This window comes from Leclercia adecarboxylata (genome assembly GCF_023639785.1).
Classification (GTDB): Bacteria; Pseudomonadota; Gammaproteobacteria; order Enterobacterales; family Enterobacteriaceae; genus Enterobacter; species Enterobacter adecarboxylatus_D.
Genome location: NZ_CP098325.1, coordinates 3024351 through 3035567, shown reverse-complemented (window position 1 = coordinate 3035567; position 11217 = coordinate 3024351). Strand labels below are relative to the sequence as shown.

Sequence of the window (11217 nt, the reverse complement as noted above, 5' to 3'; positions counted from 1 at the left end):
CGATATGCCGAAAGAGATGACGCGACGCGCGTTTGTCACCACCTGTTCCGTACTGGCGGCCGCACCGCTGGTGGGGGTACGGGCCGCCACGAGCGGCGCCACGGTAGACATCAGCCGGTATGATCTTCGTGACGGGATCGCCGCTTTCAAAAAGGCCTTTTCCGAAGGCGATACCGTGGTGGTGCCCGCAGGGCTCACCTGCAAAAATATCAACGCCGCCATTTTTATCCCCGAAGGTAAAACCCTGCGCATTCGCGGCGCGCTGACCGGCAACGGCCGGGGCCGCCTGGTGCTGCAGGATGGCAGCAAGGTGATTGGTGAAGGGGAGGGGCGCAGCGAAAACATTACCTTCGACGTACGCGGCTCCGACTGCGTGATCCAGGGCCTGGCAATGAGCGGCTATGGCCCGGTGACCCAGATTTATATTGGCGGCAAACAAAAGCGGGTGATGCGCAATCTGCTGATCGACAACCTGCGGGTCACCAAGGCCAACTATGCGATCCTGCGTCAGGGATTTCATAACCAGCTGGACGGCGTGAAGATCACCAACTGTCATTTCAGCTACCTGCAGGGTGACGCCATCGAGTGGAACGTGGCGATTAATGATAAGAACATCTTGATTTCAGACCATGTGATCGACCATATCGACTGTACCAACGGGAAGATTAACTGGGGGATCGGCATCGGTCTGGCTGGCAGCACGTACGACAATAATTACCCGGAAGACCAGTCAGTTAAGAACTTCGTGGTAGCGAACATTACCGGCAGCAACTGCCGCCAGCTGGTACATGTCGAAAACGGCAAACACTTTATTATTCGTAACGTTAAGGCCCGAAATATTACCCCGGACTTCAGCAAGAAAGCGGGTATTGATAACGCAACGGTGGCGATATACGGCTGCGATAATTTTGTTATCGATAATGTTGAGATGATCGACAGCGCCGGGATGTTAATTGGCTATGGGGTAATCAAAGGCGATTATTTGTCGATACCGCAAAATTTCCGCCTCAACAATATCCACATGGACAACCGGAATCTTGCGCGAAAATTGCGCGGAATACAGATCTCCTCCGGCAATAAGACCTCCTTCGTGGCGCTGACCAATATGGAGATGAAACGGGCTACGCTGGAGTTGCACAATAAACCTCAGCATCTTTTCATGCGTAATATCAACGTCATGCAGGATGCAGAGCGAGGGCCAGCCCTGAAGCTGAATTTCGATCTGCGCAAGGATGTGCGCGGCAAGTTTATGGCGCGTGACGAGACGCTGCTCTCGCTGGCGAACATTAATGCCGTTAATGAGAAGGGGCAAAGTTCTGTCGATATAGACCGAATTGACCATCATACAATCAACACGGAACGGCTGAATTTTAAACTGCCGAAGCGCTAAATATTAGCCAGACGACATTTTGCGAGGATTCCTGGAATTAAAGCGCCGGTATTCGGATTGCATCCACTGGAATTTGCGCTGTAATTGCGTAACATCATCCCGAGATTTGTAGCAATTCGTGCTGGCGAAACCAGGCTAAAGGGCTATAATTCGGCAACCATTTTAAGGTGGAAGAAATATGATTAATTTGAAAGCGGTCATTCCGGTAGCCGGTCTGGGCATGCATTTGCTCCCGGCCACAAAAGCCATTCCTAAAGAGATGCTGCCGATCGTTGACAAGCCGATGATTCAGTACATCGTCGACGAGATTGTTGCTGCAGGGATCAAAGAAATCGTTCTGGTTACCCATTCCTCCAAGAATGCGGTGGAAAACCACTTCGACACCTCCTACGAACTTGAAGCTCTTCTGGAGCAGCGCGTTAAGCGACAGCTGCTGGCAGAAGTGCAGTCCATCTGCCCGCCGGGCGTAACCATCATGAACGTGCGTCAGGCGCAGCCTCTGGGTCTGGGCCACTCTATTCTGTGCGCGCGTCCTGTGGTCGGCGATAACCCGTTTGTGGTTGTCCTGCCGGATATCATTCTGGACAACGCCTCTGCCGATCCACTGCGTTACAACCTTGCCGCTATGGTGGCGCGTTTCAACGAGACGGGCCGTAGCCAGGTGCTGGCGAAGCGCATGAAGGGCGATCTCTCTGAGTATTCCGTTATTCAGACCAAAGAGCCGCTGGACTCAGAAGGTAAAGTCAGCCGTATCGTTGAGTTTATCGAGAAGCCGGATCAGCCGCAGACCCTGGATTCCGATCTGATGGCCGTAGGCCGCTACGTGCTGAACGCAGAAATCTGGTCCGAACTGGAGCGTACCGAACCTGGCGCCTGGGATCGTATTCAGCTGACGGATGCCATCGCAGAACTGGCGAAGAAGCAGTCGGTTGATGCGATGCTGATGACCGGTGACAGTTACGACTGTGGTAAGAAACTGGGGTACATGCAGGCGTTTGTACAGTATGGCCTGCGTAACCTGAAAGAAGGGCAGAAGTTCCGCGAAAGCATGACGAAGCTCTTAACCAACGATTAACGATCGTCTCGTCGTTGCCCAAACGGCAGTGGTTCATTCCTGGCTCTGATAAGCCCTGTGAATGACACTGCCGTTTTCGTTTTTAAATATATTCTTAAATTTCAGCAAGTTAATTGCTGGCTTTTTGTCTCGTTAGTCAGATTTTTCCCTTGTTTCTGCTGGCATTTAAGACGACAATTATTAATTGATTTACTGGTCAGCCCTGTCGTCGTTATGCGCGGGCTGGCCTGCAAAATACCTCTATTTACGACGACGTTCAGTGCACTGGTAGCTGTTAAGCCAGGGGCGGTAGCGTGTCCGATTTCTGTTCAGCGCCATCGCTGCTGCAGAATGTGAAGATCCTGATATATCAATTAACGGAAAATAACGCGTGAAAATTCTTGTTACTGGCGGTGCGGGTTTTATCGGCTCTGCGGTTGTACGACATATTATTAAAAACACCCAGGATACCGTGGTTAATGTCGATAAATTGACCTACGCCGGTAACCTGGAATCTCTGGCTGAGGTGAGCGACAGCCAGCGTTACCTGTTTGAACATGCAGACATTTGCGATAAAGCCGCGATGGACCGTATTTTTGCCGAGCATAAGCCTGATGCGGTGATGCATCTGGCGGCAGAGAGCCACGTTGACCGCTCCATTACCGGCCCGGCGGCGTTTATTGAAACCAATATTGTTGGCACCTACGTCCTGCTAGAAGCGGCCAGAGCCTACTGGTCAACGCTTGACGAAAACGCGAAAAAAGCTTTCCGTTTCCATCACATCTCTACTGATGAAGTGTACGGCGATCTGCCGCATCCGGATGAACACCCCGGCTCTACAGAACTGCCGCTGTTCACTGAAACTACAGCCTATGCACCTAGCAGCCCTTACTCTGCTTCCAAAGCATCCAGCGATCATCTCGTCCGCGCATGGTTACGTACCTATGGGTTCCCGACGATTGTGACTAACTGCTCCAATAACTACGGCCCTTATCACTTCCCGGAAAAACTGATCCCACTGGTGATCCTCAACGCGCTGGACGGTAAGGCGCTGCCGATCTACGGCAAAGGCGATCAGATCCGCGACTGGCTGTACGTTGAAGATCACGCCCGCGCGCTCTACACCGTGGTGACTCAGGGTAAACCTGGCGAGACCTACAACATTGGCGGTCACAACGAGAAGCAGAACCTGGATGTCGTACACACCATCTGTGACCTGCTGGATGAGATCGTGCCAAAAGAGGGCTCGTATCGCGATCAGATCACTTATGTTACTGACCGTCCGGGCCATGACCGTCGTTATGCCATTGATGCCGATAAAATTAGCCAGACGTTAGGCTGGAAACCGCAGGAGACGTTTGAAAGCGGCATCCGTAAAACGGTGCAGTGGTACCTGGCGAACACCCAGTGGGTTGAGAATGTGAAAAGCGGTAACTATCAATCCTGGATTGAACAGAACTATGGGGAACGTCAGTAATGGATATCCTTCTGTTCGGCAAAACAGGGCAGGTGGGATGGGAGCTGCAGCGGGCGCTCGCCCCGCTAGGTAACCTCATTGCCGTTGATGTGCACTCCAGCGAGTATTGCGGTGATTTCAGCAACCCGGAAGGCGTGGCTGAAACGGTACGCCGCATTAAACCGAACGTAATTGTCAACGCGGCGGCCCATACGGCCGTAGATAAAGCGGAATCAGAGCCAGAATTCGCGCAACTGCTCAATGCTACAAGCGTTGAAGCCATCGCGAAAGAAGCCGAAAAAATCGGTGCCTGGGTCATTCACTACTCCACCGATTACGTTTTCCCTGGCAACGGGGAAAAACCATGGCTGGAAACGGATGCGACCGCACCGTTGAACGTGTACGGTGAGACCAAACTGGCAGGCGAAAAAGCACTTCAGGAAAATTGTTCCCGGCACTTAATTTTCCGCACCAGTTGGGTTTATGCGGGCAAAGGCAATAACTTTGCAAAAACCATGCTGCGTTTCGCAAAAGAACGCGAAGAGATGTCGGTTATTAACGATCAATTTGGCGCACCGACAGGCGCTGAACTGCTGGCCGACTGTACTGCGCATGCAATTCGTGTTGCAGTAAAACAGCCTGAAGTGGCTGGCCTCTATCATCTGGTTGCGGGTGGCGTGACCACCTGGCACGACTATGCGGCACTGGTATTTGAAGAAGCACGTAAGGCGGGTATTGAACTGGCGATCAATAAACTTAACGCCGTCCCTACCAGCGCTTATCCTACCCCTGCGCGTCGTCCGAATAACTCCCGTCTGAATACTGAGAAATTCCAGCAGAACTTCGACCTGGTATTACCTGAATGGGAAGCCGGTGTGAAACGAATGCTGGCTGAGCTATTTACGACCACTGCGGTCTGACTTTTAATTAAATGCCCGTTTACGGGCATTTTGCACATTAAAGAGATGATGAAATGAAAACGCGTAAAGGGATTATTTTAGCCGGTGGCTCAGGAACCCGACTGTACCCGGTGACGATGGCTGTCAGCAAACAGCTGTTGCCTATCTACGACAAACCCATGATTTACTACCCGCTGACGACGCTTATGCTGGCGGGTATTCGTGACATCCTGATTATCAGTACTCCCCAGGACACGCCACGGTTTGAGCAGCTGCTCGGTGATGGTAGCCAGTGGGGGCTTAACCTGCAGTATAAAGTCCAGCCGAGTCCGGATGGGCTGGCCCAGGCGTTTATCCTTGGTGAAGAGTTCATTGGCGATGATGACTGTGCGCTGGTACTGGGCGACAATATCTTCTATGGTCACGACCTGCCGAAACTTATGGATTCAGCCGTTAATAAAGAGAGCGGTGCAACCGTCTTTGCTTACCATGTTAACGATCCTGAGCGTTATGGCGTCGTTGAGTTTGATAAACAGGGCACGGCCGTTAGCCTGGAAGAAAAACCCGCTGAACCAAAAAGTAACTACGCCGTGACCGGTCTTTATTTTTATGACAATAGCGTGGTTGAAATGGCAAAGAGCCTGAAACCGTCGCCACGTGGTGAGCTGGAAATCACTGACATCAACCGTCTGTACATGGAGCAGGGCAATCTGTCCGTTGCCATGATGGGACGCGGTTTTGCCTGGCTGGATACCGGTACACATCAGAGCCTCATTGAGGCCAGTAACTTTATTGCGACCATTGAAGAGCGTCAGGGACTGAAGGTAGCGTGCCCGGAAGAGATTGCTTATCGCAAAGGGTTTATTGATGCGGAGCAGGTGAGGGTGCTGGCAAAACCGCTGGCGAAGAATGCTTATGGTCAGTATTTGTTGAAGATGCTAAAAGGCTACTGATATTTAAAGTCAGATTATTTCACACCAACCCCGAATGATGACAATCGAGGCGGGGGATTAATGCATCATATTTTGCTTATAGTTATTAAAAGGGGCTAAAAGCCCCTTTATTTATTAAGATGAGATAATGTAAACGGAATGGGATTAATTAAAAATAGTGTCTGGAATTTAGCAGGTTATGTTGTACCTACTGCTATAGCTATCCCGGCCATGGGTTATCTTGCTCGGGTACTAGGGGTTGAACTTTTTGGTGTTTACACTTTAGCAATTGCCATTGTAGGTTATGCAGGCATATTTGATATTGGTTTGACTCGCGCAATTGTCCGAGAAATTGCCGTGTATCGGGGCGATATCGATGAACGTAAAAAAATAATTTCTACAGCAACAATATTTTTATTTTTATTTAGCGTTTTTGGCGCAATTCTCATATCACTTTTCACGCCAAATATTATTTCACTCTTGAATATCACAGCATCCAATCATACTGATGTTCAAAATTCCATTCGCGTCCTGGTCTGGACTATACCCGCTTTTCTGCTTAATCAGTTATGGATGTCTATACTTGAAGGCGATGAACGTTTTGCAATATTAAATATACAAAGAAGTTTCGGTAGTTCTATAATTGCTGGCTTACCGGCTTTGTTTGTATTTGTTTCACCATCGCTATTCTCTGCAATCCTTGGCTTAGCAGTTGGTAGATTATTGTCATTAATAATTGCATTTGTGATTGTTCGGAATGAAATCATTAATGCCGGTTTTATATTTTATAGAGAAACATTCAGACGAATGATTTTCTTTGGAGGATGGATCACTGTTAGCAACATCATAAGCCCGGTGATGGTGTACTTCGACCGGTTCGTTATATCAGGCTCATTGGGTGCTGATAAGGTCGGTTATTACACCGCTCCCTCTGAAATCGTATCGCGTTTAGGTCTCCTTCCCGGAGCGCTTTCCAGAGCCGTTTTTCCTAAGCTGAGCGCAGCAAAAACGTATGATGAGTTGAAAAAAAATATCAGATTCGCCTATCTGATAATGGGGCTGGGATGTTTACCATTAGTTCTTATCCTGATCTTCCTGGCTAAACTGATTATGCAGCTTTGGCTCGGCGATGAGTATGCCCTCCATTCACAGGCCATTTTCCAGATTTTGTTAGTGGGCTTTTTCTTTAACTCTATCGCTCAAATTCCTTTCACCGTCATACAGTCTCTGGGTAAAGCGAAATATACCGCTTTTTTACACTGCATTGAGGTAATACCCTATTTGGCCCTGCTGTATTTTTGTGTGAATGCATATGGCGTGCTTGGTGCTGCTTATGCGTGGACAATTCGCGTATTTGTAGATTGCATTTTACTTATTATTGTTTCCCGGGAATGTATAAATAAACATAGAGGGAAGATATGAGTTACGAAGTTATTCTTGCGACTTACAATGGTGAGCGCTATATCAGAGAGCAGGTTGTAAGTATCCTTGCACAATCCATAAAACCTTCCCGGATTATTATACGAGATGATGGATCGACTGATAGTACCCTCGCCATACTTGAGACGTTAAAAACAGAAACGGATATTAAAATTGATATCATCCATGATGGGCTCAATTTAGGCTATATCAAGAATTTTGAAAAATTAACGGAGCACGTCACATCTGAGATTGTGTTTTTTTCAGATCAAGATGATATTTGGGTCGAAAACAAAGCAGAAACACTACTGGCGGTTTTCTCAAATCAAAGTTATGCCAATGTTGTTTTCTCTAATGCCTGGCTGATAAACAATGCCATGGAGAGGCTGGGGACGCTCTGGCAGCATGTGAACTTTACGCCAGCCAACGGCGATATAGCATTAGAAAAAATTCTCATAAATAATGTTGTTACCGGCGCCACTATGGCTGTACGAAAGGTTTTCCTTAATTCCGTTATGCCTTTCCCGGAAAAAATTCCGCATGACTATTGGCTCGCAAGCAATGCATGTGCGCTTGGGTCATTAGTCCCGGTCGAAGACAAATTGATACTGTATCGTCAGCACGAAAATAATCAAATTGGTGCAAAAAAGAGTACTTTTGCAGGGAAGTTAAAAGCTGCGTTTGATAGAAAAAAAAGAGATAAGCGCATCGCCCATTATCGGGAGATCTATGATTTAACTCATGCACTACGTAAATCACAGCAGACCTCACAGATGAGAGAAATATCTGAATACATCCTAAATTATCTGGGCTGTGTTAATACAATTTACAGAGGCAGTATCTTTGCTGGCGGGGAAAGAAAAGGTCTTGTGTCAGCATTATTGAGTTCTAGTTATATGAAATACTCAACTAAAAAATCAATTATAAGGGATTTACTTGATGGATTATTCATTAGATTGAATTTTTCATAATGTTATATTGAGTCCAGGATGAGGTTTGAGTAAATATAAATGAATAACATAAACGAAATTTGCGCTATTATAGTAGCCTATAACCCGGTGCTCTCCGATTTAACACAAACCATTATGTCTTTAAAAAATCAGGCATGTGATATTGTGGTCGTGGATAATAGCCCTTACGAAACAGAAGAGCTTAAGGAAATGGGGGTTGAGTACCGCTGGTTGCAAGGTAATAAGGGAATTGCTTTAGCGCAGAACATCGGTATTGAATATTGTATTGAAAATGGATATGAAAATGTCATTTTCTTTGATCAGGATAGCAAAATTCCTGATACTTTTATCCATGATATGCTCAAATTTGCCGTGGAAAATAACGCGCTTATATCAGCCCCAGTTTTTTATGATGAGGCTCGCGGCTTTGAATATGCGATAACGCACATTAAAAAGAACGGCTTTCGTGAAAAGCTTTATTCTCGTGGCGAGAAAAAAACTTTCACTTCATCTGTGGTTATTTCATCCGGTTCAATGGTTAAAACCTCACTCTTCGACCAGGTGGGCATGATGGATGACTCATTATTTATCGATTATGTTGATACAGAGTGGTGTCTTCGCTGTTTCGATAAAAACCATTTGGTGTATATAAACCCGAATGCTGTCATGATTCATTCTATCGGTAATTCATCTTTTTCGGTCTTTGGATTTACTGTACCCGTCCACTCGGCGGCAAGACGATATTATCGTGTGAGAAATGCAATTCGTTTGCTACGTTACCCTCATGTTCCTAAACTGCTCGCGCTTCGCGAAATTACGTTTTGCGTTGTGCATAGTGTCATTTTAATTATTCATGAAAATGACAAGAAAAACTACTTCAAATCCTTTGTCTCTGGCGTTTGGGATGGTATCCGAAATGTAGCAGGTGAAAATCCTCGCACGTCTAAAAAAGAACATAAGTAATTTTGAGAATTTATAATGAATAAAGTGGCAGTTTTACTTGCAGTTTATAATGGTAGGACCTGGATTGATGAACAATTAGAGTCTATCTTAGCGCAAGTTGAAGTGAGCGTTGATGTATTTATCAGTATCGATCTTTCAAGCGATGGTTCGTGGGAGTATTTGACTGCAAAATATAACAAATTCGATAATGTTTATTTTTTGCCCTACGGTGATCGATATGGTTCTGCCGGAAAGAACTTTTATCGTCTGGTAATGGATGTTAATTTTGACGGCTATGATTATATTTCTTTCGCCGATCAGGATGATATCTGGTATACAGATAAACTTAAACGCGCAATTGAAATTATTGTGAGTAAACAGATTGATGCCTATTCAAGTAATGTTCTAGCATTCTGGGAAGATGGCAGGACATGTCTAATCGATAAAGCGCAATCCCAGACTGCATTTGACTATTATTTCGAAGCAGCAGGACCAGGTTGTACATATGTTTTTACCAATAGATTAGGAAGCGCGTTTCGTGAGTTCCTGAAATCAAAAGAATTAGCCAGGGATGTATCTTTACATGACTGGTTGATTTATGCATATGCGCGTTCCCATAATTATTCATGGTATATTGATTCAGTACCAGGGATGAAATATCGCCAACATTCCTCAAACCAGGTTGGAGCAAATATATCATTCAAAATGTGGGTGAAAAGGATAAAGTTGGTAAATTCTGGCTGGTATAGAACTGAAGTCTATAAATTAAAAAAACTTTTTGAAACAAACTTTAGGCCGATTAAGCGTATAACAATTACGCGTAATTACAGTAATAATATTATCCTGATACCACATGTGTCAAAATTGAGACGCCGTGGTCGAGATAAAATTATTTTAAGTATGCTTTTACTGCTCAACTTCTTTTGAACAATGTTAATTTCATTTCATGATAATTTTTGAGAAACAACGATGAATAAGTTAAACAGGATCTTTATCCTGCTTCTCACCATGGAAATTGTCTTTGGCGGCGGCGGTAGATTGTTAGACCCTCTTGGTTTACCGCCGTTGCGTTATATTTTTTTCGGCCTGGCAGTTTTACTTTTTATTTTAAATGCAATAACCTTAACAGCCAGAACAAACAGCAGAACGCTGCTAACTATATTTGCAATAATCGCTCTTCCGGTTTATGGTTGTCTCGTGGGAGCGATTAACGGAAATGATGTATCTGAAATGGCTTTTGATTTTCAGCCATACATCTACATGTTAATACTGTTATATCTTTGTACATTGAATGAATCACTGACTGAATACTCGCTAACCATATTTGTTAAAGTGGTTAAGTTTTTTTGCGTTATCGCCTCTTCGATTTACATCGCTTATATTGTTTTGTTGAAGGGCGGACTTCTTAATTCTGTTGCTATTTATAACGCACTCTCACTAACGTCAGAATTCTTCTTCAGACCGAGTGGCGCTTTTTTTGCAAAATCTTTTTTCTTCCTCGGCATCGGCGCAATTTTCTTCTTTATCGAAAAGCGATATCTGTATTTTATCCTTACCGTCATCGCACTATTTTTAACAGAAACCCGAGGCGTATTTCTTTTTGCAGGGCTTTCGATGATGATTGCAAGTTTCAGAATTAACGGTGCAATGAAGAATTTAATGTATATTGCATTAGCCGTTATGGCAGGGCTTGCTTTGATGGTTATCGTTGGTGGGCGGGCAGGCGACTCTGACTCCGTGCGACTCCAGGACTTCACCTATATAATGAACTCAATGAATGGACTCGTTTCTGTCTTTGGACATGGTTTTGGCGCACAGATTCTGGATAGAGGAAGAATTGAAGTTGTGCCACTGGAACTGTTTTATAAAACAGGAGCATTGGGTGTAATGTTATCTCTTATCCCTATTTTTATTCTGTCGATAGGGACTATTGTGAAATCATTTACTATTCGAAAGCTACAGATCGTTTGTGCGCTTATTTTTTCTGCAGGCGTATCCATTACGAACCCCTTCCTTTATACCCCCATGGGGATATTCGTAATGGCTATGGCAATAAATTCTAATAAAAACACTTCTGCATAACTGTTCATTTAACATTCTGATTGTGTGAATGTGGCCAAAGTGGCTGTAATCACGCTTATTGCTAATTTTTATTTGTTAAAAAAAAGACGATTT

At 45.2% G+C, this 11217-nt stretch carries 10 protein-coding genes; all 10 read left to right on the top strand.

All coding sequences use genetic code 11. The features are described from left to right. Positions 1 to 4: 4 nt before the first annotated feature. The 10 genes from wcaM to NB069_RS14475 all read left to right on the top strand — a co-directional run bounded on the left by wcaM (position 5) and on the right by NB069_RS14475 (position 11124). Positions 5 to 1390: a colanic acid biosynthesis protein WcaM gene (gene wcaM / locus NB069_RS14520; protein ID WP_250584637.1), complete on the top strand. Its 1386-nt coding sequence runs from the start codon at positions 5 to 7 to the stop codon at positions 1388 to 1390. A 178-nt stretch (positions 1391 to 1568) separates the two neighbouring features. Then, a complete protein-coding gene (gene galF / locus NB069_RS14515) occupies positions 1569 to 2465 on the top strand; it encodes a GalU regulator GalF (protein ID WP_250584635.1) in 897 nt (298 codons plus the stop codon). 370 nt (positions 2466 to 2835) lie between these two features. Then, the gene (rfbB, locus tag NB069_RS14510) at positions 2836 to 3921 is read left to right on the top strand and encodes a dTDP-glucose 4,6-dehydratase (protein WP_250584633.1); all 1086 of its coding nucleotides are present in this window, start codon (positions 2836 to 2838) and stop codon (positions 3919 to 3921) included. Beyond that, positions 3921 to 4820, top strand: a complete 900-nt coding sequence (gene rfbD, locus NB069_RS14505) for a dTDP-4-dehydrorhamnose reductase (protein WP_250584631.1) — start codon at positions 3921 to 3923, stop codon at positions 4818 to 4820. The genes rfbB and rfbD overlap by 1 nt, the downstream gene beginning before the upstream one ends. A 53-nt stretch (positions 4821 to 4873) precedes the next feature. Beyond that, a complete protein-coding gene (gene rfbA, locus NB069_RS14500; RefSeq protein ID WP_250584629.1) occupies positions 4874 to 5752 on the top strand; it encodes a glucose-1-phosphate thymidylyltransferase RfbA in 879 nt (292 codons plus the stop codon). 138 nt (positions 5753 to 5890) lie between these two features. Beyond that, positions 5891 to 7153: a flippase gene (locus tag NB069_RS14495; RefSeq protein ID WP_250584627.1), complete on the top strand. Its 1263-nt coding sequence runs from the start codon at positions 5891 to 5893 to the stop codon at positions 7151 to 7153. Beyond that, the gene (locus NB069_RS14490) at positions 7150 to 8121 is read left to right on the top strand and encodes a glycosyltransferase family 2 protein (RefSeq protein ID WP_250584625.1); all 972 of its coding nucleotides are present in this window, start codon (positions 7150 to 7152) and stop codon (positions 8119 to 8121) included. Before NB069_RS14495 ends, NB069_RS14490 begins: the two co-directional genes overlap by 4 nt. 39 nt (positions 8122 to 8160) lie before the next feature. Further along, positions 8161 to 9063 (top strand): rhamnosyltransferase, encoded by a 903-nt coding sequence (locus tag NB069_RS14485; protein WP_250584623.1) that lies wholly within the window; start codon positions 8161 to 8163, stop codon positions 9061 to 9063. Between the two features lie 15 nt (positions 9064 to 9078). Beyond that, positions 9079 to 9969 (top strand): glycosyltransferase, encoded by an 891-nt coding sequence (locus NB069_RS14480; RefSeq protein WP_250584621.1) that lies wholly within the window; start codon positions 9079 to 9081, stop codon positions 9967 to 9969. 42 nt (positions 9970 to 10011) lie between these two features. Continuing rightward, the gene (locus tag NB069_RS14475) at positions 10012 to 11124 is read left to right on the top strand and encodes an oligosaccharide repeat unit polymerase (RefSeq protein WP_250584619.1); all 1113 of its coding nucleotides are present in this window, start codon (positions 10012 to 10014) and stop codon (positions 11122 to 11124) included. Positions 11125 to 11217: the final 93 nt, after the last annotated feature.

Excerpts from the sequence above, each read along its gene's own strand:
- wcaM (WP_250584637.1), top strand. The coding sequence starts at position 5 with ATGCCGAAAGAGATGACGCGACGCGCGTTTGTCACCACCTGTTCCGTA.
- galF (WP_250584635.1), top strand. The coding sequence starts at position 1,569 with ATGATTAATTTGAAAGCGGTCATTCCGGTAGCCGGTCTGGGCATGCAT.
- rfbD (WP_250584631.1), top strand. The coding sequence starts at position 3,921 with ATGGATATCCTTCTGTTCGGCAAAACAGGGCAGGTGGGATGGGAGCTG.
- rfbA (WP_250584629.1), top strand. The coding sequence starts at position 4,874 with ATGAAAACGCGTAAAGGGATTATTTTAGCCGGTGGCTCAGGAACCCGA.
- NB069_RS14495 (WP_250584627.1), top strand. The coding sequence starts at position 5,891 with ATGGGATTAATTAAAAATAGTGTCTGGAATTTAGCAGGTTATGTTGTA.
- NB069_RS14490 (WP_250584625.1), top strand. The coding sequence starts at position 7,150 with ATGAGTTACGAAGTTATTCTTGCGACTTACAATGGTGAGCGCTATATC.
- NB069_RS14485 (WP_250584623.1), top strand. The coding sequence starts at position 8,161 with ATGAATAACATAAACGAAATTTGCGCTATTATAGTAGCCTATAACCCG.
- NB069_RS14480 (WP_250584621.1), top strand. The coding sequence starts at position 9,079 with ATGAATAAAGTGGCAGTTTTACTTGCAGTTTATAATGGTAGGACCTGG.
- NB069_RS14475 (WP_250584619.1), top strand. The coding sequence starts at position 10,012 with ATGAATAAGTTAAACAGGATCTTTATCCTGCTTCTCACCATGGAAATT.